This window comes from Burkholderia plantarii (genome assembly GCF_001411805.1).
Lineage (GTDB): Bacteria > Pseudomonadota > Gammaproteobacteria > Burkholderiales > Burkholderiaceae > Burkholderia > Burkholderia plantarii.
The window spans coordinates 931,206-955,239 of the sequence record NZ_CP007213.1 but is presented as its reverse complement, the minus strand read 5'-3'; the positions used below and the strand labels follow the sequence as shown (position 1 = coordinate 955,239).

11 protein-coding genes and 2 pseudogenes are annotated in these 24,034 nt (G+C 63.2%); 4 read left to right on the top strand and 9 right to left on the bottom strand.

The window, feature by feature from the left end:
• Positions 1 to 87 precede the first annotated feature (87 nt).
• The 4 genes from bpln_RS21515 to bpln_RS21500 all read left to right on the top strand — a co-directional run bounded on the left by bpln_RS21515 (position 88) and on the right by bpln_RS21500 (position 5,839).
• Entirely contained in the window at positions 88 to 1,011 is a 924-nt protein-coding gene (locus bpln_RS21515) for an AraC family transcriptional regulator (protein WP_042627339.1), read from the top strand.
• A gap of 231 nt (positions 1,012 to 1,242) precedes the next feature.
• Positions 1,243 to 2,748 carry an alkaline phosphatase family protein gene (locus bpln_RS21510; protein WP_055139943.1) on the top strand — a complete coding sequence of 502 codons (1,506 nt, stop codon included), beginning with the start codon at positions 1,243 to 1,245 and terminating at the stop codon, positions 2,746 to 2,748.
• A gap of 322 nt (positions 2,749 to 3,070) precedes the next feature.
• Positions 3,071 to 3,760 (top strand): response regulator transcription factor, encoded by a 690-nt coding sequence (locus bpln_RS21505; RefSeq protein WP_055139942.1) that lies wholly within the window; start codon positions 3,071 to 3,073, stop codon positions 3,758 to 3,760.
• 54 nt (positions 3,761 to 3,814) lie between these two features.
• Complete coding sequence (locus bpln_RS21500; RefSeq protein ID WP_063891314.1) at positions 3,815 to 5,839, top strand: sensor histidine kinase; 2,025 nt, start codon at positions 3,815 to 3,817, stop codon at positions 5,837 to 5,839.
• Positions 5,840 to 5,927: 88 nt separating this feature from the next.
• On the opposite strand, the gene bpln_RS21495 is transcribed toward bpln_RS21500, so the two are convergent.
• From bpln_RS21495 to bpln_RS21465, 9 genes and pseudogenes are all read right to left on the bottom strand, one after another.
• Complete coding sequence (locus tag bpln_RS21495) at positions 5,928 to 7,379, bottom strand: TolC family protein (protein ID WP_055139941.1); 1,452 nt, start codon at positions 7,377 to 7,379, stop codon at positions 5,928 to 5,930.
• Entirely contained in the window at positions 7,369 to 8,787 is a 1,419-nt protein-coding gene (locus bpln_RS21490) for an HlyD family type I secretion periplasmic adaptor subunit (RefSeq protein WP_055139940.1), read from the bottom strand. Before bpln_RS21490 ends, bpln_RS21495 begins: the two co-directional genes overlap by 11 nt.
• A 5-nt stretch (positions 8,788 to 8,792) precedes the next feature.
• Positions 8,793 to 10,931 carry a type I secretion system permease/ATPase gene (locus tag bpln_RS21485; RefSeq protein ID WP_082465518.1) on the bottom strand — a complete coding sequence of 713 codons (2,139 nt, stop codon included), beginning with the start codon at positions 10,929 to 10,931 and terminating at the stop codon, positions 8,793 to 8,795.
• A 187-nt stretch (positions 10,932 to 11,118) separates the two neighbouring features.
• A complete protein-coding gene (locus bpln_RS21480) occupies positions 11,119 to 15,708 on the bottom strand; it encodes a beta strand repeat-containing protein (RefSeq protein ID WP_148654122.1) in 4,590 nt (1,529 codons plus the stop codon).
• 668 nt (positions 15,709 to 16,376) lie between these two features.
• Positions 16,377 to 17,486, bottom strand: a pseudogene (locus tag bpln_RS21475) (IS3 family transposase).
• Between the two features lie 210 nt (positions 17,487 to 17,696).
• Positions 17,697 to 18,502, bottom strand: a pseudogene (locus tag bpln_RS34330) (IS5 family transposase).
• A 68-nt stretch (positions 18,503 to 18,570) separates the two neighbouring features.
• A complete protein-coding gene (locus bpln_RS35905) occupies positions 18,571 to 18,852 on the bottom strand; it encodes an SMI1/KNR4 family protein (RefSeq protein WP_338026001.1) in 282 nt (93 codons plus the stop codon).
• A gap of 158 nt (positions 18,853 to 19,010) precedes the next feature.
• Positions 19,011 to 19,388, bottom strand: a complete 378-nt coding sequence (locus bpln_RS34325) for an Imm10 family immunity protein (protein WP_082465386.1) — start codon at positions 19,386 to 19,388, stop codon at positions 19,011 to 19,013.
• A gap of 1 nt (position 19,389) precedes the next feature.
• Positions 19,390 to 24,021 (bottom strand): RHS repeat-associated core domain-containing protein, encoded by a 4,632-nt coding sequence (locus bpln_RS21465; RefSeq protein WP_158512059.1) that lies wholly within the window; start codon positions 24,019 to 24,021, stop codon positions 19,390 to 19,392.
• Between the last annotated feature and the right edge of the window lie 13 nt (positions 24,022 to 24,034).

Sequence of the window (24,034 nt, the reverse complement as noted above, 5' to 3'; positions counted from 1 at the left end):
CGGTACCTGTCACGCCCGTCATGCCGCGGCCCGAGCGGCCGCCATGCGCCGCCCCGCACCATCCCTTGCTCCGGAGGAAACCGCCCGATGTCGACCGTCGCCGATGCTGGTACCGCCAGCGCCGCCGCTGCGCCGGCGCCGAGGGACACGCTCGGCTGCATGTCGAGCAGGCTGCGCAAGAACCTGCAATTCCAGAGCGGCGATTTCACGTTCCATCGCAAATGCATGGATGCCCCGCAGCTCGAACGCGTGGCGCTGCCGGCCAGCGATCGCGGGTTCCTGGTCGGCATTTCGCTGCGCGCGGGGCATCACCGCCGGATTTTCCGCGGCACGCGCGCGGAGGACTGCCATTTCGATCGGCATTCGATTTACATTCGCGATTTTTCAGAGAATTACGTCGCCGATCTTTACGGCAATTTCGACTTCCTGCTGCTCGAATTGTCGTCGCGGTTTCTGGTTCGGCTCGGCGACGAGCACGACGCTCCCGCGATCGACGGCCTGCTCTGCGCGGCCGAGCAGGCCGACCCGGTGCTCGGCCACCTCGGCGCCGCGGTCGCGGCCGGCATCGAGACGCCCGGCGAACTCGGCACGCGCTTCGTCGAGCAGGTCGGGCTCGCGATCGGCCTGCACCTCGCGCAGCGTTACGGCAGCCTGGCGCCGCGCGAGGCGCGCCTCAAGGGCCGGCTCAGCGCCATGCACGAGGCACGCGCGAAGGAACTGCTGCTGCTGCGCGATCACCACGGCTCGTCGCTCGCCGACATCGCGCGCGAATGCAACCTGTCGCGCGGCTACTTCATCCGCGCATTCGCCCGCACCACCGGCCGCACGCCGCATCAGTGGCTGCTCGAACAACGCACCGAGCAGGCGCGCGGCATGATCGAGAGCACGCGGCTGTCACTGGCCGACATCGCAATCGCCTGCGGGTTCTCGGACCAGAGCCACCTGAGCCGCGTGTTCACGAAGATGCTCGGCGTGACGCCGGGCGCATGGCGGCGCGGCGGCGGCAACTGACGCGGCCGGCGGCCGACGCCCCTCAAGCAGCCGCACCAGGCAGACCGGGCAACCGAAGCGGGCGAAGTGGCCACTTCACTCCCGCCCCGTCTGTCCGGCATTTCCCCGACAGCGGCCGCAACCGGCGCGCCCCGCCGCCGGCTTTCTCGGCGAAGATAGCTGTCACGCGCGGCCACGCCGACGCCCACGCGCCATCGATGCGCACACCAACACCGAACGGGGAAAGCGATCGTGTCGACCATCCTGCCCAACGTAAAACACGTCGTCGTCGTGATGTTCGAGAATCGTTCGCTGGACACGATGCTCGGCTGGCTCTATGCGGCGGGCGACGCGCCGCGGACCGTGCTGCCGCCCGGCAGTTCGCCCGAATTCGATGGCGTGAAGCCGGGCATGTCGAATCCGTCGACGCGCCGGGCGAGCCCGGGCGCGCCCGGCGCGCCGGACCAGCCGCACGAGGACCGGCCAAGCGAGGGCAAGCCGGTGTTCGTCACGCAGTCCGCCGCGAGCCGCTACGTCCCCGACCCCGATCCGAACGAGACGTTCATCAACATCACCGAGCAGATCCTCGGCCCGCAAGGCGGCGAGGTGGGGGAGCCGATGCACGGCTTCGTCCTGAACTACGAGACGACCTCGACGCACGACAGCACCCAGGTCATGCAGTGCCACAGCGAGCAGCAGCTGCCGGTGATGTTCGCGCTGGCGCGCGCCTACGCCGTCAGCGACGCCTGGTTCGCCTCGGTGCCGAGCCAGACCTGGCCGAACCGCGCGTTCGCCCAGGCCGGCACCTCGAACGGCAACGTCAACAACACCACGGCCAGGCCCGGCAGCACCGGCGTCAACCTGCCCGATCCGTTCCAGTGGGACGTGCGGACCATCTTCAACGTGCTGCAGGACATCGGCGAAAGCTGGGCCGTCTACCACGACACACTGGTGGTGCCGCCGCTCACGCGCACCATGTTCCCGAAGCTGTGGGACGAGGCGCTGTCGCCGAATTTCCAGCACTTCCCGGCCTTCGAGGACGCCTGCGCGGCGGGCTCGCTGCCGAGGTTCTCGTTCATCGAGCCGAGCTTCGTGATCGAGCCGAACGACCAGCACCCGCCGCACGACGTGAAGGCCGGCGAGCATTTCCTGCACCGGATCTGGAAGGCGGTCAGCCGCTCGCCCGCATGGAACGACACGCTGCTGCTGATCACGTTCGACGAGCACGGCGGCACCTTCGACCACGTGCTGCCGCCCGCCAACGCGGTGCCGCCCGACGCCGCGAGCGACCCCGGCGACGAGAACTTCCGCTTCGACCGCTTCGGCGTGCGCGTGCCGGCCATCCTGGTCTCGCCGTACATCGCGCCGGGCACCGTGTTCCGCTCGCCCGTCGACACGCCCTACGACCACACCTCGATCCTCGCCACGCTGCGCGACTGGCTCGAGATCCCGAGCGACAGCATGCTGTCGAGCAAGCGCGTCGCCGCGGCGCCCACCTTCGACCAGGTGCTGACGCTGAGCGAGCCGCGCACGGACCTGCCCGAGATCAGCGAGCCGCTCATCGATTTCATCCACCCGTCGCCGGACGCGCCGATCAACGACCTGCAACTGAGCCTCGTGTCGGGCAACGCGCACCGCTTCAATCTCGACGTCGGCGCGGTCACGGCCCAGGTCACCGCGCGCGCGCACGCGGTCACGTTCTTCACGGCGCTCAAGGACCAGATCGAGGGCAAGGCGAAGCCGGCGCCCTCGCCGTAAGCGCCTGGCGATCGGCGGCGGCACCGGCATCGGGCGTCGGTGACCGCGTCCGGCAACGGCGCCGGCCTTCCCGATCCCGCCATCCCGGCGAGACGTCGTGCGATCCCGGCCCGCGCGTTTCAATGCGGGCCCGCACGGCCGGACCACGCCGGCCGGCCGGTCCGGCACCTCGGCCGGCCCCCGGCACTCGATCCGGAAAGATAAACCTCGATGGCGGCACCGCGCGCCGCGTCGAGACGGGTATATTTCCGGAAACCGAATTGCCCCCATCGCCAGACCGTACCGCCGAGCCGGCGGCCAACCTCCCTTTGCATAGCGTGCGATGCAATCCGCCCACCCCGATTCCGGTCCCGGCGCGATCGACGTGATCGTCGTCGAGGACGACCTCGCGTTCCGCGACGCGCTGTGTCACGCCGTCGAGGCTGCGCCGGACCTGCGGCTGCGCGGCGTGGCCGGCACGCTGGCCGACGCTCTCGCGCTGTTGCAGGGCCCGCCCGCCGAGGTCCTGCTGGTCGATCTCGGCCTGCCGGACGGCAGCGGCATCGAGCTGATCGGCGCGACCGCGGCGCGATGGCCCCGCTGCAACATCATGGTCGCCACCCAGTTCGGCGACGAGGCCCACGTCATCCGCTCGATCGAGGCGGGCGCCGCCGGCTATCTGCTCAAGGACAGCTCGCCGGCGCGCATGGTCGACGAAATCCGCAGCCTGGCCGGCGGCGGCAGCCCGATCAGCCCGATCATCGCGCGGCAGATCCTGACGCGATTCCAGCAGAACCGCCCCGCGCCCCGGGCGGCGGCAGCGGCGGCGCCTTCGCCGCTGTCGGCCCGCGAAACCGAGGTGCTCGATTTCATCACCAAGGGCTTCACGACGCTGGAAATCTCGAAGCTGATGGTGTTGTCCCATTTCACGGTGCGCAGCTTCGTGCGGCGCATCTACCACAAGCTGGAAGTCACCTCGAAGGCGGAAGCCATCTATGAAGCCAGATCGCTCGGCCTGCTGCGCGACGACTGAAGCGGCAGCGGCCGGCCGGGCGCCGTGCGCCGCGAACCGCGCGTGGGCCCGCGCATGAGCCGCCGCCGCGCGTCGTTGCTGGCCGGCCTGCTGTTCGCCGTGTCGCTCGCGCTGCTCGCGGGCGCCGGCGCGTGGTACGTGCTCGGCGACGGGCCGCTGCAATGCGAGGCCTGCGAGCATCTCACGCGGGCGCAGTGGCAGGTCACACCGGCGCACGGGATGACCGAGCCGGCCACGACGCTCGACAGCCGCACGCTGCCCGACGCATGGCGGCCGGCCACGCTGCCGCGCGCCTTGCGGCAGCCGGATCACGCCGGCTCGCATCGCGAAGCGATCGACGCGATCGACACGATCGGCAAGACCGCCTGGATCCGGGTGCCGGTGACCGGCGCGGCGCTGCCCGCCGGCCCGCTGGCGCTGTACGGCAGCCGCGTCAAGACCGACGGCACCATCGCCGTCTATGTCGACGGCCGGCTGGTCCACCGCGCGCAGCGCCAGGGACCGTTGTGGAACAGCCTGTTCACGCCGCTCTGGGTCGAGCTGGAACGGCATGACGGCGCCCCGATCCGCGAGATCCTGATCCGTCTCGAACAGACGCCCGCCAACGAGGTGGCGCTGAGCTCGCTGTGGCTCGGCGGCATCGACGCGCTGCGCGGCCGCTATTACCTGCGCCAGTGGCTGCAGCGCGAAGTGCCCGCCACGCTCAGCGCCGCGTTCCTGGTGGTGGGCGTGTTCGCCCTCTTCGTCTGGTTCCGGCGCCGCCACGAAACCGGCTACCTGCTGTTCTTCAACCTGGCGGCCACGTCGTTCGTGGCGCACCTGCACTACTACGTCGGCGTGCCGATCACCAACGACTGGTTCGCGTGGCTGACGCTCAACGGCCTGTTCTGGCTGATCACGGTCGTGCATTTCTTCCTGTGCCAGCTGCACGGCCGCCCGCTGCGCTGGCTGACGCGCGCGGTGGTGGGGGCGACCACGACGATCGGCGTGCTGACGCTGCCGCCGGTGGCGATCCTGCCGGTGCTGCCGAACGTCCCCGTCATCATTCCGTTGATTTACGCCGTCGGGATCGTGATGGGCACGGTCGTCGGCCTGGTGGGCATCCTGGCCGCCTGGCGCCGCTCGTGGGAGGCGAGGTTCGTGGCCGCCGGCGTCGGCATCTGCACGCTGCTCGGCGTGGCGGACTGGCTGATGTACAACAACGTCGTGAGCCTCGAGGGATGGTTTCTCGGCGCCTACATGAATGCCGTCACGTTCTGCGTGTTCGGCATCCTGATCTATCGGCGCTACGTTCTCGCGATCGTCGAGATCGAGCGGATGAACGTGAGCCTCGCGCGCCGCCTGGGCGAGCGCGAGGCCGAACTCGAGCAGAGCCACCGGCTGCTGCGCGAGGCCGAGCGGCGGCGGACCCTCAGCGACGAGCGGCGGCGGCTGATGCAGGACATGCACGACGGCCTGGGCTCGGCGCTGATCAGCGCGATCCGCTCCGTGGAGCACGGCACCGCCAGCGCCCCCCGTGTGTCGCAAATCCTGAGGGGCTGCCTCGACGACCTGAAGCTGACGATCGACTCGATGGAGCCGGTCGAGGCCGATTTGCTGATGCTGCTCGCCACGCTGCGTTTCCGGCTGGAACCGCGGCTGGAGGAAGCGGGCATCGCGCTGCGCTGGGACGTGCAGGCGCTGCCCGCGCTGAACTGGTTGGATCCGTCGAGCGCGCTGCATATCCTGCGCATCGTGCAGGAAGGCATCGCCAACGTGCTGGCCCACACGCGGGCCGGCGAAATACGCGTCGGCACGGCGGCCGATCAGACCGGCGTGCAGGTCATCGTCGAGGACGACGGCGAGGGCTTCGACGTCGAGAAGGCGCTCGGCCGCGGAGCCGGGCACGGCCTGCACAACCAGCGGCGCCGGGCCCGGGCGCTCGACGGCACGGTCGACTGGATCACCGGGCCGAACGGCACGCGCCTCGTCCTGTGGCTGCCGCTGGAACGCCACGCGGCGCGGGCGGCGCCAGCGGATGCCGCGCTCGCGACAAGCGTCGCCATGACGCCGCCGGCACCGGCTGGCGCGCCGGCCTGAACGGCTCGCGCGCCGCGGCGGCCAGCCGGCGCGACGACGGCGAAGCGACCTGACCCTGCCTCGATTTCGCGTACGGCAGGAAATTTGTTCAGTCTGCTCCGGACGACGCGATAGACGACATGTCCAGCCTTCCGAGCTTCGACGCGAGCTGCAACTTCGCCGTATGCCAGTCCGCCAGCGCCTGGACCCTCCGCTGGCGGGCATTCGACAGCGCCGTTTGCGTGTTGAGCAGTTCCAGGATGTTGCCGACACCATTCAAATAGCGATGCTGCGCTGCGTCGAATGCCTGCTGAGAAATCGCCAGGAGCGTCTCGCTGTGCGAGGCATTCTGCGTTGCCGTTTCCAGCGACTGGTAGGCGGTCCAGACATCCAGTGCCACCTGTCGAATCGTCTCGTCGAGCGCATCTTCCTGATGTTCGGCCTCCGCCTTGGCCTGTTCGATCTGATAGTGCCGCTGAAATCCTTCAAAGAGCGGAATGCTGACCTGTACGCCGATGAACGCGTCGTGGCCCGTCGCCGGGAAGGTTGGGATACCCAATCCCAGCGTGGCAGGCTGATTGTTGCGACTGTATTTACCGGTCAGGCTGATACTGGGCAGGCCCTGCGCACGCGTTTGCGAGATCTTTTCCAGTGCAGCATCGTAGGTCTGCTGAGCGGCGATCACGGCCGGATGCGTATGTTTAACGTCATCGATCAATTGCTCGATCGACTCGTGCCAGGCCTCGTCCGGTAATGCCGTGCTTGTCACCGACGGGACCTCGATCGCCATCTCAGGCGTCAGGCCCATTTCCGACGATAAGGTGCCGAGCGCGATCTGCAGGTCGCCCTTCGCCTTGGTTTCGTTAAACACGGCTTCGTCGTGCTGGGTTTGCGCCTGCAATGCGTCGGTAATCGGCGCGACGCCGCGATCGACACGTCGTTGCGCCGCTTTCATGCTGTCACCCGTCAGCACCTCGATGTCATGCGCCGCCTGTAATGCGCCCATGCTGGCTTGAGCGGCAAAGTAGTCCTTCGTGACGGACGCGAACTCGTCCTGCAATGTGGCGTTTTGCGTTGCTCTCGCGGCGGCCAGCAGATCAGCAGCGTTATGCAAGGCCGCCGAGCGCCCACCGAAATCGAACAGCAGCCAGTTCAACTGGATGTTTTCCGAGCGAACCGTGGAGTCCGAGTGCGAACTCAGCTCCGGATGGCCGTTCACGTCGGTAACCGAATTGTCGCGAACGCCTTGCCAGCTCGCCGAAAGCGTTGGCAGATAAGCCGCGCGCGCGGCGCCGACGGCGGCCGCCTGCGCCTTGACATCGGCCCATGCCTGGCGAGTTTTTGGGTTATGACACAGCGCTCGCTCGACCGCCTCGTCGAGTTTCAGGGGATTCCCGGGGGCGCCGAACGAGCACGGTGTCACGCCGGGAAGCAGTTCCGCGCTGGCCGCCGGCGTGACCGATCCATGCGTCAGCAAGGGATCGAAGGCCAGGGCCGAAGACATGGTCGTGGCCGATGCGGTCGTCCAGGCGAGCGCGTACATCATCCGCTTAGCGCTCATGCATGCTCTCCTGTACGCCTTCGACCAGCGGGCCGAGCAGATAGTGGGCGACGCTTTGCTTGCCGGTCTTGATTTCGGCTTTCACCGTCATGCCGGGCGTGAGCGATATCCATCGATTGTCGACCCACATGCGATTCGATTGCAGGCGCACGCGCACCGTGAAGGCGAGACCGAGCTTCCTGTCCTGTACCGCGTCGTTGGACAGGTCGACCACGGTGCCATCGAGTGTTCCGTAGCGGGTGTACGGGAATGCATCGAGTTTGACCGCCGCATGCTGGCCGATCCTGAGGAACCCCACGTCCCTGTTTTCTACCGTGGCTTCGACTTCCACGGCGTCGTCCGGCACGATCTCCATCAAGGATTGGGCGGTCGTGACGACGCCGCCGAGCGTGTGCGTGGCGAGTTGCTGGACCGTGCCGCTGACGGGCGACGTCAGGCTGAGCAGTTCCTTGCGGGTGTGTGCCTTGGTCTCGTCGTTGCTGCTCTGCGTCAGTTGTTCCGTGGCTTTTTCCAGGTCGTCGAGCCGCTCGCGCCGAAACTGCGAAATCGTCTGGGCGATATCGGACTGTTGTTCGGCGATGCCGGCCGCCAGTTCGCGGGCATGGCTGCGTTGTGCAGCCAGCTCATGTTCCTGGTTCAATGCGGCTTGTTCCTTGTCCAGATAGTCGCTCTGGGCAACATATTTATCGACGGACAGCGACTTGTAGTCGTTCGCCTGGGTGCGGGCCAGCGGTGCGGTCGCTTCGAGCTTCGCGATCTCCTGTCGCGTGTTGTCGAGTTCGGCCTCCCGCTTCACCAGCTCTGCCCTGGCGGAACCGAGCTTGTCCTCATACTCGCGGTACATGCCGTCGACGAGGTGTTGTGCATCGGCCTGTCGATCCGCGGACGCACCGTCGATTGTCGGGACGCGAGGCGCATGCCCTCCTTGCAGTGCGTCGAGCAAGGCCCGGGAGCGCGCGGCGGCAAACGCGGCGTCGAGTCGGGACGACCTGGCATTCTCTTCATCCGCCGCCGCCTGGGTGGTGTCGAGCTTGACGAGCAGATCGCCGGCTTTGACGCGCTGCCCGTCTCGCACGGTAATTTCCCTGACCACCCCGGTGATGGCCGGCTGAATGACCTTGACGCGTGCGTCGGGCACGAGTTTTCCGGCAGCCGTCGCCACGATGTCGAGTTTGGCGAAGCAGGCGATCAGCACGGCGATGATCACCAGCAGGATGATGACGCGTGCCGCCCAGCGCGGTGCGGGATGCACGGGCGTTTCGACGAGTTCGAGGTGTGCCGGCTGAAACGCAAGCTCGTACTCGAGCTTGGCCGGGCCATCCAGCTGGTGACGGATGTCCCAGGCGGCCCGCCAGACTGTCCGGTAACGACGCGTAAGGTCGACCAATGCATGCAAGCGGAATGACATGGCGCTCACCCGTGTTGCAGCGAAAGCAGATGCGCGTAGTAACCGCCGGCGGCCTGCAAATGGTCATGCGTGCCGCGTTCGATGATGCGTCCCTGGTCCATGGCGAATATCTGGTCTGCATGGCGGACGGTGCTGAGCCGATGCGCGATGATGATCACGGTGCGGCCGGCACTGATAGCCCGCATATTGTTTTGAATGATGCGTTCGGTTTCGAAGTCGAGGGCGCTGGTGGCTTCGTCGAAGATGAGGATGCGCGGATTCGTCAGCAACGCCCTGGCAATCGCAATGCGTTGGCGTTGCCCGCCTGACAGGTTGCCGCCGTGCTCCTCGATGGCGGTGTCGTAGGCTTGCGGCAGTTCGCAGATGAAATCATGTGCGCCGGCCAGCTTCGCTGCGTGGATGACAGCCGCCATCGGCGCACCGGGATCCGAGAGCGCGATGTTTTCCCTTACCGAGCGGTTGAACAGGTAGTTCTCCTGGAGCACGACGCCGATATGCCGCCGGAGCCACGCCGGATCGGCGAGTGACAGATCGATGCCGTCGATGCGGACCGTGCCGTGCTCGGGCACGTAGAGCCGCTGCAGGAGCTTGGTGAGCGTGCTCTTGCCCGACCCGGAGCGCCCGACGATGCCGATGACCTGGCCGGCGCGAATGTCGAGCGAGACATCGTCGAGGACTGGTTTGCCATCCGGGCGATACCGGAACCGGACATGCTCGAATCGGATATCGCCCTTGAGCGGTGGCATCGCCTGGGCACTCTGGCGCATCTCGGTTCGCGTGTTCAGGATGTCGCCCAGCCGGCTCATCGAAATGCCGACCTGCTGAAAATCCTGCCAGAGCTGAGCGAGTCGCAGCACCGGTGCTGCTACGCGTTGCGACATCATGTTGAATGCGATCAGTTCACCGATCGTCAACTTGCCGTCGATCACGAACTTCGCGCCGAGAATCAGGGTTGCCAGGGAAACGAGCTTGCCGATGTACTGGATCAGCTGTTGGCCGATGTTCCCCAGTTGCGTTACCCGGAAGCCCGACGCGACATAGGCGGCGAGCTGCATTTCCCACTTCTTCGTGAATTGCGGTTCGACCGACATGGCCTTGACGGTTTCGACGCCGGACACGGCCTCGACGAGGAAAGACTGGTTGTCGGCGCCTCGCGCGAATTTCTCGTTGAGGCGCTGCCGCAAGGCCGGCACGAGTGCGGCCGACACGCCGGCGTAAAGCGGCAGCGAAAGCACCACCACGACCGTGAGCCAAATGCTGTAGAAGCACATGACGGCGATGAAGACGATCGAAAAGAACAGATCGATGACGGCTGTCAGTGCCTGGCCAGTCAGGAAATTGCGGATGTTCTCGAGTTCCCGGACGCGAGCGATCGTGTCACCGACGCGCCTTGATCCGAAGTACGGCAGCGGAAGCGCGATCAGATGCCGGAACAGTCTCGCACCGAGCTCGACGTCGATACGGTTGGTGGTGTGCGAGAAGATGAAATTTCGCAGCGCCGTGAGTATCACTTCGAACGTCGAGCAGACGAACAGCGTCACGCCGACGACAGCAAGGGTATTGAAGGTGCGGCTGACCAGCACCTTGTCCATGATCACCTGGAACATCAACGGTGTCACGAGGCCGAACACTTGCAGGATCAGCGAGATGCCAAGCACTTCCAGGAGCAGGCGCCGATATTTGACGACAGCGGGGATGAACCAGGAGAAATCGAATTTCGCGAGTTCCCCTGTCAACGAGGCGCGCGAAGCGAAGACGATCATGTAGCCAGTCGAACGACGCGCGGTATCGTCCTTCGACAGCAAGACTGGCTGTGTCGAGCCCGCTTCGAACGCTACGACGGCATCGCCGTCCTTGCGAGCAACGATGAAATGCCTGCCTTCTTGATCAATGCAAAGTGCCGGAAGCGGTGAGCGGTCCAGACGATCCACGCGGAACGGCACACGGCGAGCCTTCAAGCCGATGGAGCGGGCGGTCAGGATGAGTGCATCGCCATCGAACGGCTGTTCGCCTCGCGCTGCAGCGTGACGTAGCTGGGCCGTATCGGTGGCGATACCGTGGAATCTGGCGATCACGACGAGACAGGCGAGTGCCGGGTCGTCCTGGATGCGCGTGATCTCGGGGTTGTTGTCGGGGGCGTTCAACTGCAATCCCTTGTTTTCGTTTTGGTCTCTCGCATTTATAAAATCAAATGACTATTGATTTGCAAGATATTTGACTAGATTGGCGTGTAACCGCTGTCGATTCACGAGGCGAATCCGTCACTAGCATGCTCGGACTCTGCGGATGGTCTGTCATCTCCATCCGCGGAGTCCGACCCGGGCACGTAATTCAGTGCGTTCCAGCGAGTAACTGAGTCTGCATTGACGCGTGCTCGACCGGCGTGACACTGGCACCAGCAGAGCCGGCCGCTCCCCCAGCCATCGCCTGGATCAAGGCCGCCGTTTGTGCAGATGAACCGTACAAGGCTTCAATCGCATTGATATCAGTCTGATCGAGCGTGCGGTTGCTGGAGGTCAGGTCGTAATTCATGATCGAGCCAGAGTCGGCGTTATCGGCCAAGCCAAGGGCGTGTCCAATTTCATGCAGTACGGTCTGGTAGAAAGTGGCTTCAGTGCCGGCATAGATTGGGTCGCTGCCGGAACTGCTCGTAAGCGCATCCTCGGTAGGCGATTCGAGACTGATCGAGGCGCCTGCAGCGATGACGCCGTGAGCCGCCTTGAAGGTGGTATAGCCCACGGCATCCGTCGAAGCGGTATTCAGGTCGGCCCAGTTGATGGAGATGTCGGCCGATGCGCTGCTCGAGACTTCCTGGAATTGGAGGCCGGAGGCGGCAGCCCAAGTGGCGAAGGCCTGTTCGATCGAGCTTTCGTATTGGGCTTCTTGCGGATCGCTTGCGCCGCTGAAACTCCAGGTGATGGTCGGGGAATCCCAGCGAGCGCCTTCGAGCACGTTCGGGCCAGCGCCAGCAGAGGTTTGTGCGTCCTGCGACATTTCGGCCGCCTGCGCAAAAGCGTTTTTGGCAGCAGTTATCGATGCACTGTTTCCCCGTGTCGAATTATCTTGTAAAACCGGCGCCACACCGTTGGAAAGCATGGTGGTAACCGTGGCGCGATTGCCTGAAAAACCAAAGGCACTATAATCTCCCACGTCTGGATCTTGGTCATCTCCGCCAGTGGTGTCGCCTCCGCCAGTGGTATCGCCTCCGCCAGTGGTGTCGCCTCCGCCAGTGGTGTCGCCTCCGCCAGTGGTATCGCCTCCGCCAGTGGTATCGCCTCCGCCGCTACTACCGCCAAGATTATTGCCGGAGCCATCGTTGACGTAGTCGACGCCGGACAGGTCGCCGCTGTCGCCCGAGCCGAAGACTATGTCACCTGAATAGCCGCCCGAGTCGTCGCCAAAGGTGTCGCCCGATGCGTAGACGGTAACGTCGTCGCCGATCAGGTTGATGATGTTGCCGATGCCAGTGACGGCCGCTTCCGAGTCGGCTGTGAAGTTCAGCACAGAACTGCTGCTGCTCACCAAGCCGATCGAGTCACTGGTGCCCGAGACCCAGATGCTGTCGTTGCCGCCCGCCGCCGTCAGCGAAACACCGTTGCCGCCGAGGCCGATATCGTCCTGGTTTGCGATGTTGACCAGCAGGCCGTTGCCGGTCACGTCGAGACGTGTGTCGGCGTTTTCGTTGACAGTGCCAGTAGCGCCGTCCAGGAATGAGACGTAGTCGTCGTCCGCCTGCGACACGTTTTGCCCGCTGCCTGAAACCCAGACGTTGGTGCCCGACGACGCCACGGTGATCACGTTTGCGGTGCCACCGACGCCGAGGTCGTCGTTGTCGCTGGCGTTGACGGTCAAACCGTTTCCGGTCACGTCGAGGCGCGTGTCGGCCTCTTCGTTGACGGCACCTGTGGCGCCGTTCAGGAACGTGACGTAGTCGTCGTTGGCCAGCGACGCGTCCTGTCCGTTGCCGCCCACGGTGACGGAGCCGCCCGCGCCTCCAACGCTGATGGCGTCGCTCTGTCCGGAGACGGTGGCGCCTTCGTTCACGCCGGACAGCGAGATGTCGTCGTTATTGCCGGAGGCGTTGACGGCGCTGCCGGCGCCGTTGATGTCGAGGTTCTCGTTCGTGCCGGCATAGACGAGGATGTCGCTGCCATTGACCTGGGCGCTGGCATTGTCGCCCATCTGCACATCACCGGTCGCGCCGCTGACGAAGTTGACGGTGTCGAGGCTGGCGCCGTCGTTGCTCTGTCCGTTGCCACCGACCCAGACGTTGTCGCTGGCACCGGACAGGTTGACGGTGCTGCCGGAGGCGACCACGCCGATGCTGTCGTTGCCGGAGCCGTTGATGGTCAGGCCGCTGCCGGTCGCGGTGACGTCCGAGTTGCTTTCGACGTTGACGGTGCCGCTCGCGCCATTGACGAAATTGACGTAGTTCACGTCGGCGTCGCTGGCCGACTGGCCGTTGCCGCCCACAGTGACGGAGCCGCCTGCCCCGCCGATGTCGATGGCGTCGCTCTGCCCCGAGACGGTGGCGCCTTCGTTCGCGCCGGACAGGGAGATGTAGTCGTTGTCGCCAGAGGCATTGACGGCACTGCCGGCGCCGTTGAGGCCCAGCGTCTCGTTCGTGCCGGCATAGACGAGGATGTCGCTGCCATTGACCTGGGCGCTGGCGTCGTTGCCCATCTGCACGCCACCCGTCGCGCCGCTCGCGAAGTTGACGGTGTCCAGGTTGGCGTCGCCGTTGCTTTGGCCATTGCCTCCGACCCAGACGTCGTTGCCGGCACCGGACAGGTTGACGGTGCTGCCGGAGGCGACCACGCCGATGCTGTCGCTGCCGGAGCCGTTGATGGTCAGGCCGCTGCCGGTCGCGGTGACGTCCGAGTTGCTTTCGACGTTGACGGTGCCGCTCGCGCCGTTGGTGAAGTTGACGTAATTCACGTCGGCGTCGCTGGCGGACTGGCCGTTTCCGCCGATCGTAACGGAGCCGCCCGCGCCGCCGACGCCGACGTCGTCGTTCTGTCCGGAGACGGTGGCGCCTTCGTTCGCGCCGGACAGCGAGATGTCGTCGTTGCTGCCGGAGGCATCGACGGCGCTGCCGGCGCCGTTGATGTCGAGAGTCTCGTTCGTGCCGGCATAGACGAGGATGTCGCTGCCGTTGACCTGGGCGCTGGCGTCGTCGCCCATCTGGACGGCGCCGGTCGCACCGCTCGCGAAGTCGACGGTGTCGAGGCCGGTGCTGTCGTTGCTCTGGCCGTTGCCTCCGACCCAGATTTCGTTGTTGGCACCGGACAGGTTGACGGTACTGCCGGAGGCGACCACGCCGATGCTGTCGTTGCCGGAGCCGTTGACGGTCAGGCCGCTACCGGTCGCGGTGACGTCCGAGTTGTTTTCGACGTTGACGGTGCCGCTCGCGTCGTTGGTGAAATTGACGTAGTTCACGTCGGCGTCGCTGGCGGACTGGCCGTTGCCTCCGATCGTGACGTTGCCGCCGGTCTGGTCCACGTTGACGGTATTGCCTGCGCCGGAGACGCTCACCGTGCCGGTTCCGGTCACGTCGGTGATGACATTTTGATTCCCGGCGATCTCATCGGTAAGCGTGTTCGATGCGATCTGGATCACGCTTCCGGATGCATTCACCTGATCATCGGTGCCATCGAGCGTGAAGGCGTTGCCGGCAAGCGAGCTAGAGATGCTGTTATCGTTCCCTGCCGCGGCGACATTGCTTCCAGTGCCGACCACTCCTATCGTCGCGGCGGAGCCGTTTACTACTCCGCCGGAGCCGGCTTCGAAGGTGAACGTTGACGGCGCGCCGCTGGCAGCCAGATCGACGTTGTAACCGACTCCGCTCAGTTGGAAGTTGTCCTGCGATTGCGCATCAACCGTGAGGTTGGAGCCCGACAGCGTGACGGTGATGCCGGAGATTGTCGAGACGACGCTATTGTCCGCATCGATCGAGGAATTGGTGCCCGAGACGGCAATCGTGTTGTCGCCACTCACTGCAAGATTAGTGTTGGCCGAGACATTGATTTGCGATGCTGTGGCGGAAATAGACCCAGTCGAACCGTCAGTGACATTGATCGTCGAACTGGCCACGCCGACCGACAATTGATTACCGTTGAGTGTATAAGTCCCGCCGTTGAGTACGGTCGAATTGATTCCGCTGACGGTAGTGTTTGAGCCAGATAGCGTCAGGTTGTAGGTGGGATCCGCGACTCCGGGGGAGACGATAATGTCGCTGTTGTTGGCGGTGGCAATAACATTCGCCACGCCGTTGTCACTTGAGATCGAGACCGAAGTGAGACCGGCGCCGCTCAATTGATCGGTGTTGTTTCCCTGAACGATATCGAACATCGTGGATGCATTGCTGGCATCGCAAATGTAATTTGAGCTACTTAGCGAGGATATAGTTGTTAAATAGTTTCCAGAGGCATCGGCAGTCACGCCAGAATTTGATAAAGAATCCTGTATGTAGGCTTTGATGGTAGATGCATCGATGCCCACCGAGGTGGCAGTCGCAACGTAGCCAAGAAAATTCACTAATTGGCCTACGGTGAATGTGGCCCCCCCGGTGAAGGGATTGATGTTTGATTCAGACAGACCCGCTAATTCTATGCCTTGTCCGGCCAAAGTCACGACTTCTCCAGCCATCGCCGCGTAGGTGCTTTGTATGTCGTTGGCACTCATGAATTGGCCATTGACAAGCAAATTCTGAATGTTCGCGGATAGCGCATTGCCGGCAAATACGGCTCCGACGCCTGGCTCGAGCGCCGTGATAGCCGCGGCCGCATTTGCCACTGCCGTCAAGTAGTTCGTGTAATTCGATTCGCTTTGGTTGCCGTTATATTTCGAGAGAGCATCCGAAACGCCCGCAACGGTATCAAGATTTCCAACTGTGTAGCCTGCGACGCTGAGCGATATCATATTGGATAAAGTAAAAGTCTTTGGGTGGGCGATGAATCGCGGCTGGTCTTGCTCTTCGAAGGTACGGCCACGAAATTGTGTCGAGTGGAGGTTCTTAAAAAAATCTGCATGCTGCCGGGAAGATCAGAATCGAAATGATGATCGGGGCTACCAGGAATGCGAAAAGGATCACCAAAAAAAATCTCGATGCGGCTCGAGAGTTTTTTGCAAATAATTTTGTGATGGACAGGATGAGAAACACCATTCGTACAACGATGGAGCCGGTAATCAATGCGGCGAAGAGGACATAAATCGGCCCAAGGCGACTCGAGTGGAATGCGTCAAGGACTGGCGGGCATTTCAGCGACTGGATTGATGCATATAGACAGGTGTAAATTATTAGTATGATGATTAATTCTAGTATTTTTGATTTTCCTGCTGGCTTCATGGACGAAAGCTCATGGTTGAGATGTCAACGACCCGATACTTTTTGTTAATGATTACATTTTAAGTGCGGCCCCGTAGCGCGTGCGGTAATTCTTAACAGCACTGCGTTACATAATATTTCAGAATACAATTTTTTGGGTGATGAAATTTTTTTGTTTGTTATTTGAAATAAACAGACTGAATCTGAGGATCTGCCTTGTGAAGCCTTGCGCGCCTAGGCAATGCGCTGACGTCCCCCGTTGTCAGTAGCGTCCGGCTTTAGAATCCGGGGTTGATGTCTTTGCTTTTGCTGCCAGTTGGCGAGCGTAGGTCGCAGGTGTCAGCCCGCCCAGCGATCTCTTCGGCCGCTCTTCGTTGTACTCTCGTCGCCACGCCTCGATCAGCACCTTGGCATGAGACAGGCTCGTGAACCAGTACACGTTCAGGCATTCGTCGCGGAATCGACCGTTGAACGATTAGATGTAAGCATTCTGATTCGGCTTGCCGGGCTCAATCAGAAACAGCTTTACACCTCGCCGATGTGCCCACGTCAACATCGCCCGACCGCAGAACTCCTTGTCGTTGTCGGTCCGAATTGCCTTCGGCAAGCCGCGAAGCAATGCAACGCGATCGAGGATTCGCGTCAATGCATGCCCACTGATTGCCCGCTCCGGCACAATGGCCACGGCTTCGTGCGTGGCATCGTCAACCACGGTCAGATTCTTGATCACGCGGCCTTCAGCCGTGCGGTCGAACACAAAATCCATTGACCACACCTGATTGGCTACCGACGGTCGGCCCAATGGCTGGCGTTGCGCAACCGGAACCTTCTTACGCTTGCGCCGGCGCACCTGCAGTTTCTCTTGCGCGTACAACCGCTCCACGCGCTTGTGGTTTACGATCATGCCGGACTGCCGCAGCTTCAGATAAATAATGCCCGAGCCATAGCGACGGTGCCGCTGCGCGAATGCGACGATCTGCCCCCGCAAGGCGAGATTGCGGTCCGGCGCGGGCTGATAGCGATAAGCGCTGGCGCTCATGCAGATCACCCGCAGTGCATGTCGCTCGCTCAAGCCGCCGGCGCACCAAGTCTCGGCGTGACGGTGCGCTCACCACTTTTTTCGCAGCGCCTCGCGAGTGACTTCGTTCTCCAGCATCGATTCCGCGAGCAACTTCTTCAGCCGGTTGTTTTCAGCCTCCAGTTCTTTCAGGCGCTTCGCGTCGGACACGCTCATGCCGCCGAACTTGCTGCGCCACAGGTAGTAGCTTACCTCGGAAAAGCCATGCTGCCGACAGAGCTCCTTGATCGGCAAGCCGGCCGCCGCCTCGCGCAGGAAACCAATGATCTGCTCTTCGGTGAATCGTTTCTTCATCCCCAATCTCCTGACTACGTGATTGGACTCTAAAGCGTCGTGCTACTCAAGGGCGAGGGGACGTCGACTGAACAAGATTTCGATAGGAACCATCCGAGCCAGGTATATTCCAAACTCCAGTCGGACTTGCGCCGCTCGGAGAGCTAGGTAACCCCTGGAGGGTTTGGGAATCAGTATTTACCGAAGGTGCGTTGTCGTCTCTAAGAGTCGCTAACACAAGTCATCCACAAATCTCGAGTAGATGATGGCGGCAGCCAGGACGAGCAAAGCGGTATGAATATCGAGGCGGCGCTCGAAGCGAATCCGGAGCTTTCCGAATCTGGCGAATCAGGCATGCGTGCGTTCGACCACCCAACGATGCCGCCCAAGGCGATCGCGACTTTCGACGCCACGACGCGCGATACGTGCCTTGATGCCGCGCTGTCTCAGATAATGTCGACAGCGCGCAAAGTCATACCCTTTGTCAGCGTGCAGTTTGGCCGGCCGCTTGCGCGGCTGACCAGTCAGGCCAGCCACGGCAGGGATGGCATCAAGCGTGAACTCGAATGCCATCGAATCGTGCCGATTGGCTCCCGTGATCGTGACAGCCAGCGGGATGCCACGCGCATCTACGACGATGTGTCGTTTCGATCCGAGCTTGCCGCGGTCCGTCGGGTTGGGGCCGGTTTCCTGGCCCCCCGGGGGCTGGAGACGCTGGCTCCATCGAGGCTGGCGCGCTCCCAATCGATCTGGTCGTGCTCACGCAGCCGACGCAGCATCGCCAGATGCAGCCGATGCCATACACCGGCCGCTTGCCAGTCTCGCAGACGTCGCCAGCACGTCATGCCTCTGCCAAAACCCAGTTCCTGCGGAAGGTCTTCCCACGGGATGCCAGTTTGCAGCACATACAGGATGCCGTTGAGCGCAGCTCGGTCGTCCACTGTGCGCCGCCGTCCGCCCTTGGGCGATGGGGTGAATTCCGGAATCAGAGGTTCCAGCACCACCCACAACTCGTTGCTGATTTTGCGTCTTGCCATGTCGCAGACGATACGACTTCTGTTACGTCATGTCTAGGTTGCGTTAGCGATTCTTAATCAGCAGATCTTCAATGGAATCTGCCGATTTTTCCAGGAATTTTTATGTTCATCACGCCCATTCCCACTTCACATACTTCTCCCGCTTGATTGATTAAGATTGCCTGGCCACCACTATCGTCGCCCATCATGAAAAAGCCAGGTAAATATTTTTGAACTTCGCATTCTTTATTTTGTTCTGGCAGAATCGAAATTTCGTGTAACGCCAAACATCCTGCAGTGGTCAGCCCGTTGGTAACCTGGAGGAGGGCAACGTACTCACTCGGGAATGTCAGTCCCGCTTTGCGCCTCAGCTTGCCTGATCTCGGCGGGGGCCGCTGGTGGTCTCAGTCCGTAAAGTTGGCTGAGGTTGACTTTATTTAGCATTGAAAGCTCCTAAACAGCCAAAATACTTGTAATTTTGCCGCATACACGCGATGGCCGGCTCCCATTCCGGGGAGCCAGATAGTCTCTATGCGATAGAGACTGTTGTGCTGGTGTTGCCGAAGATGAAAGTTAGCCAGCGTTCTAATTCGCCAAGGCTCAGATCACCGCTAAGATGGATACGTATTGCCGAAAGGTCGTCTCTCCACGACACACCTTCATTAAGATCAATGTCTAGAGTGCGATCTTTAAGCAAGACGGACTTAATTCCACCGTATCCAGAAACACCGTCCGCGCAAACCTCGACGTAATAAGTGTCCTGTCCAAGGCTCTTGTCTTGCTCGTCTACTTCAGTAGGCCGTTGCAAGATCACATAGTCGGTTGCTGGGTCGGCTGCGAATCCCAGGATATGAACGGTGTCTTCGAACGTGTAATTCACTTCGCTTGCAGAAAATTCGAATCGCATTTTATTCGCACCTCTTTGAAGGATTGGCTATCCAAGTTTTCGGCATGCCGTTCTCTTCCCAGTTATATTGGATCGTCGCGCCAGATTCCAGAGCGCGGGCGTTCATCTTGCCTTTGCAGGAGGGGCATGGCGGGTATTGTCCATCAATTACCATGTGATCCCCAGGCTCAAGTGGAACTTGCGCGACGGCGCGTGCTTCCGTGTGAGTCGCCAAACTACTTTTCGGAAATCCCAGCGCGCGTTCTTCGGGCGTCATATTACCGCTCTCAAAGCGCCCACAGTTTCGGTGTGCCCCTCCTGGACTTTGAACCGTCACCGTCGCGGTATGCGTTCCTTTTCCCGACCCGAAGCGAGCGAGCCCTAGTGGGTCTATCCAGACTGTCGGGTTCGGGGCGTACTGGTAATTGTTCGCACCGCCTACAAGACCGATTGGGTCTTTGTTAATGAAGCGCCCGACCTGCGGGTCGTAGTACCGATACCGGTTGTAGTGTAGCTGCGTCTCATCATCGAACTGCTGTCCCTGAAACCGCAGCGGATTCCGCACGACGTCGATGCCGGCCGCGGCCGACGCCCGCTCGATCACCTCCCGCGCCTCGCCCCACGCCCGGTAGCTCGCCTCCCACACCAGCTCGCCCGCCTCATCCGTCATCATCAGCGGCGTGCCGATCTGATCGCAGTGATAGAACACCAGATGTGCCGCCGCCTCGGCCGTCGGCACGCGCTGCAGCGGATCATCCTCCGGCGTGTAGCGGTCGGCGCTCGAGGCGGTCGGCGTCTCGATTCCGTTCACCGGCGCGGCAGCGTACTGCGCCATCGGCACAAACGTCTCGGGCTCGTACAGGTAGTGAGTGCTACGCTCGTCGGCCGACTCGTAGGCAAGCGTGTCGCCATCCCATCCGTAGACGGTTCTCGCGCCGTTCACCTCCTTCGCGATGCGTCGGCCGAAGGCGTCATAGCAATAGGTGGCCACGGCCTGCCGTGACTGCTCCGCCACGTGGGCGGCACGCATCCGGTCGAATCCATCCCATTCGAACCGCTGAACGCCGGCCGGCGTGCGCTTCTCGACCAGGTTGCCCTGGACGTCATACTCGAAATGCGTCCCGGCATACTCCCGGAGCAGGTTGCCCAGCACCTTGGGCACCGAATCCGGCAGCGTGGTCTCGCGGCGGCCGACGCTGCCTCCCGGCGTGCGCGCGGTGTCCGGCCGGCCGGGATCGACGATGTTGCTGGCCGGGTCGAACGCGAAGCGCTCGCGCTGGCCAGGCCCAATCGCCTCGATCAGCCGGCCCACCGGATCGTAGCGGTAGTCGATCGCGCCGCGGCGGTTGTCCTCGATCTGGGTGAGCAGGCCAGCGGCGTCGTAACGGTACCGGCGCGCGCTCAGCGCCCAGGGGGCGTGATGGCGCTGGACCGTCTGGCGCGCCAGGCGGCCGGCCGGATCGTAGGCCGTGAGCTGCTGGATTCGGCTCGACAGCGTGCGCTTCACCTCCCGGTGCAGATCATCGCGCTCGAGCTGCAGTTGCTCCTCGCCGTCGACGAGCATCCCGTGGACGTGCCCGGAACCGTAGCGCAGCCAGTCCACCACGTGACCATCGGGCCGAACCGTTCTGATGCGGTTACCGAGTTCGTCGTAGCCGTGGTGCCACACAAAGCTGCGCTTCACGCCGAACACGTCGTAGGCGTGATGCTCGCGAACGAGGTTGCCGACCGGGTCGAAGAAGCGCTGGATCCGGCTATACCGGTTGCTGGCCTCGACCAAGCGGCCGCTCGCGTCGTAGGCGTACTGTTCGGTGTCATCGCCGCAGCTGCGCCGCGAGATCCGCCCGCCGCGGTCCTGTCCGAGTTCGGTGACGCGCCCCGCGTCGTCGATTGACGCCATACGGCCGCTCGCCTCGTCGTACCGATACAGGCGCGTCTTCCCGTCGAATTCCGTCTCCTCGGCCAGCTGGCCGGCCGGATCGTAGCGGAACGTGTAGGGCGCATCGTTCGCATCGGTCAGCCGCACCAGGCGGCCCAGGCGATCGTAGCCGTAGGCGAGGCGCTGGCCGAGCGCGTCAACGCGCGTGATGACACGCCCGCCTGCGTCATAGGCGTAGCGGGTCGTGCGCTGCAGGGGATCGGTGGCGGCGAGAAGCCGGCCCTCCGCGTCGTGCTGAATGCGCTCGGCGCCAGCGGGCGACACGATCTCCTCCAGCTGCCCGTTTGCGCCGTACCGGTAGCTTGTCGTAGTGCCGGCCGGATCTCGCATCTCCACGAGCCGGCCGGCCGCATCGTAGGTCCAGTGCGTCGTCTTCCCCGAGCAGTCCCGGAACGACAGCAGGCGGCCGCTCTCGTCGTACTCGAGCGACTTCTTCCCGCCCTTCGCGTCGATCACCGCTGTCGGGAGCCCTTGGCCGTTGTACTGGTACTTCGTCTCGTGCCCAAGCGGATCTCTCGCCAGAACGACATTGCCGGCGGCGTCGTATTCCTGAGCCCAGGCATGGCCGTGCGGGTCGATCGTCTGGACCAACTGGTCCTGTTGATCGTAGGCCATCTCGATTACCGAGCCGTCCACGCGCTGATGACGGGTCAGGTTGCCGCGAGCGTCGTAGTCGAAGAACTCGGTGCCGCCGTCGCGATGGATGTACTGCACCAGCTTGTCGTTGCGGTCGCGATAGAGCCACTCCTCGCTGCCGTCCGGGTGAATGACCCGGAACGAATAGCCCTTGATGGTGTAGTAGTGTCGGGTGACCTCCCCGAGCGCGTCAGTGATCGCGACCATCCGGAAGCTCGGGTGCCAGGCGAGCCGAACCTCGTCGCTGCCGTCGTCCCGGTACTCGCGCACGCAGCGCGCTTTCGGATCCGTCCCGTCCCATTCCAGGTTCATGCCGCGCCCGGTGCGGTCGGTATAGCGCGTCAGCAGGTGGTGACGGTACCGATAGTCACGTCGATTGCCGTACCGGTCGCTGGCCGCAACCAGATCGCCCGCGGCGTCATACTCGTATGCCGCGAGCCGCCCGACGCGCTCGCCATCCGCGTCGTGCTCGAATACCTCGGCGATTCGCCCACGAGCGTCGTGTTTGAACGCGACCTGTCGATGCGGCACGAGCAGGCGGTGGAGGCGCCCCGCCCCATCGTATTCGGCCGTGACCTGATTGCCTGCCCGATCCTTGATGAAGGCGAGGCGATATCGGTCGCCATGGCGCTCATACGCCTCGAGCACGTCGTGGCCACGAGTCAGCGTTATCCAGGTTTCATCGACGCGCAGCAACGTCAGGTTTTCGGCGCGGTCATCGTGGGCGCCGCCCACTGCCAGCAAGGGGTAATCGAGGCTGCGGCCTTCCGAGTCGTGATAGACGAGCTTCGTCGCCTGCACGTCGAAGCGCACCGTGTACGGCGTGACCCACCGCGGCCCGATCTCGCCCTGCTCGTCGTTCGCATCGAAGAACGAGCGGTAGGTTCGTGTCCAGGCAATCGGCAGCGGCCCGTCGATCACGAAATCGTCGTGGTCGATCCGCTCGTCGCCCAAGGCATAGCCGATCGAGCCCGGCGAACTGGCGGCAGGCGTGGGCACCGGCCCGGTCGAATTGCAGCAATTCGGCCCGGGATGTTTCGCCGGCGCCGTCGCGCCGAGCGTCTCGGTCGGCCCCTGTCCGCGCCGTTCCTCCGCTTTCGTCGTACCCTTCGACGGGACGCCTACCGCCTGCGGCGTGGGATGGGCCTTGCGCCAGCGCATCACGCCTTCCTCGCACACGAGGATCAGCCAACCGATCTTGCCCACTTCGTTGCCATCGAGGCCACGCACCGCCTGTTGCACGGTTGGCACCTTCCGCCGCAGCGAACTGGCGACGCTCATGAGCTTCGCGCTTGCATCCGAGTCGATGTACTTCGCTACGGACGTCGCGGTGTTGACCGTCCCCTTCCCGACCACCCTGGCCGCGTCGTAAAACAGCGCCCCGATGTTGTCGAACGCTTCACCCGGTTTGTAGAGGACGTTGCGCCCGGCCGCACTCAGGTGCTCGCCAGCCTGGTCGATGTCCTTGCCGTAGTCCAAGGGTTCGCCGGCCGCGTGTGCGAACAGGTCGGCCAGGCCGTTCATCACCTCGCCGACATAGTCGGCGGCGGCATTCAGCACGGAAGCCAACTCGGCGCGCAGCGCGGTCAGGAACGTCTCGATTTCACCGGCGTAGCGCGCCTGCAGGCTGGCGACGATCGCGGTGATGATGCCATCGCGCACCATCTGCATCGCGGCGTCGCCCATGGCCTTGCCGTTCTTCGCGATTTCCTCGCGAAGCAGCTTGAGCATGGGCCGCGCGCCCATGCGGACCTGAGCGGTCCCCATCGGAATCGGGATCACGCCGATCAGGTCCAGTCCGAGATTCACCCAATCGAACAGGTCGATCCGCCGGTCGCCGTGGTCGATCATCGCGCGGATGTCGGCGACCAGGTCGACCGCAGCGAAGATATTCGCGAGGACGGGAGCGTTACGCGCGATGGTTTCGACGCGATCCAACGTGAGCACGCCCCCGCTGACATCCACGAGCCATCGATCGAGCGCCTTCAGGTTGGCATCGATGTCAGCAGGATGAATGTCGTCGAGCGGCGAGACGAAGACGTCGGTGGGCTTCGGTTGAAGCTGAGTCGATGAGGTCATGGCGAGATGACAT

What these genes read in the sequence shown, in the direction of transcription:
- bpln_RS21515 (WP_042627339.1), top strand. Translation starts at nt 88, where the DNA reads ATGTCGACCGTCGCCGATGCTGGTACCGCCAGCGCCGCCGCTGCGCCG.
- bpln_RS21505 (WP_055139942.1), top strand. Translation starts at nt 3,071, where the DNA reads ATGCAATCCGCCCACCCCGATTCCGGTCCCGGCGCGATCGACGTGATC.
- bpln_RS21500 (WP_063891314.1), top strand. Translation starts at nt 3,815, where the DNA reads ATGAGCCGCCGCCGCGCGTCGTTGCTGGCCGGCCTGCTGTTCGCCGTG.
- bpln_RS21495 (WP_055139941.1), bottom strand. Translation starts at nt 7,379, where the DNA reads ATGAGCGCTAAGCGGATGATGTACGCGCTCGCCTGGACGACCGCATCG.
- bpln_RS21490 (WP_055139940.1), bottom strand. Translation starts at nt 8,787, where the DNA reads ATGTCATTCCGCTTGCATGCATTGGTCGACCTTACGCGTCGTTACCGG.
- bpln_RS21480 (WP_148654122.1), bottom strand. Translation starts at nt 15,708, where the DNA reads ATGATATCGCTCAGCGTCGCAGGCTACACAGTTGGAAATCTTGATACC.
- bpln_RS34325 (WP_082465386.1), bottom strand. Translation starts at nt 19,388, where the DNA reads ATGCGATTCGAATTTTCTGCAAGCGAAGTGAATTACACGTTCGAAGAC.
- bpln_RS21465 (WP_158512059.1), bottom strand. Translation starts at nt 24,021, where the DNA reads ATGACCTCATCGACTCAGCTTCAACCGAAGCCCACCGACGTCTTCGTC.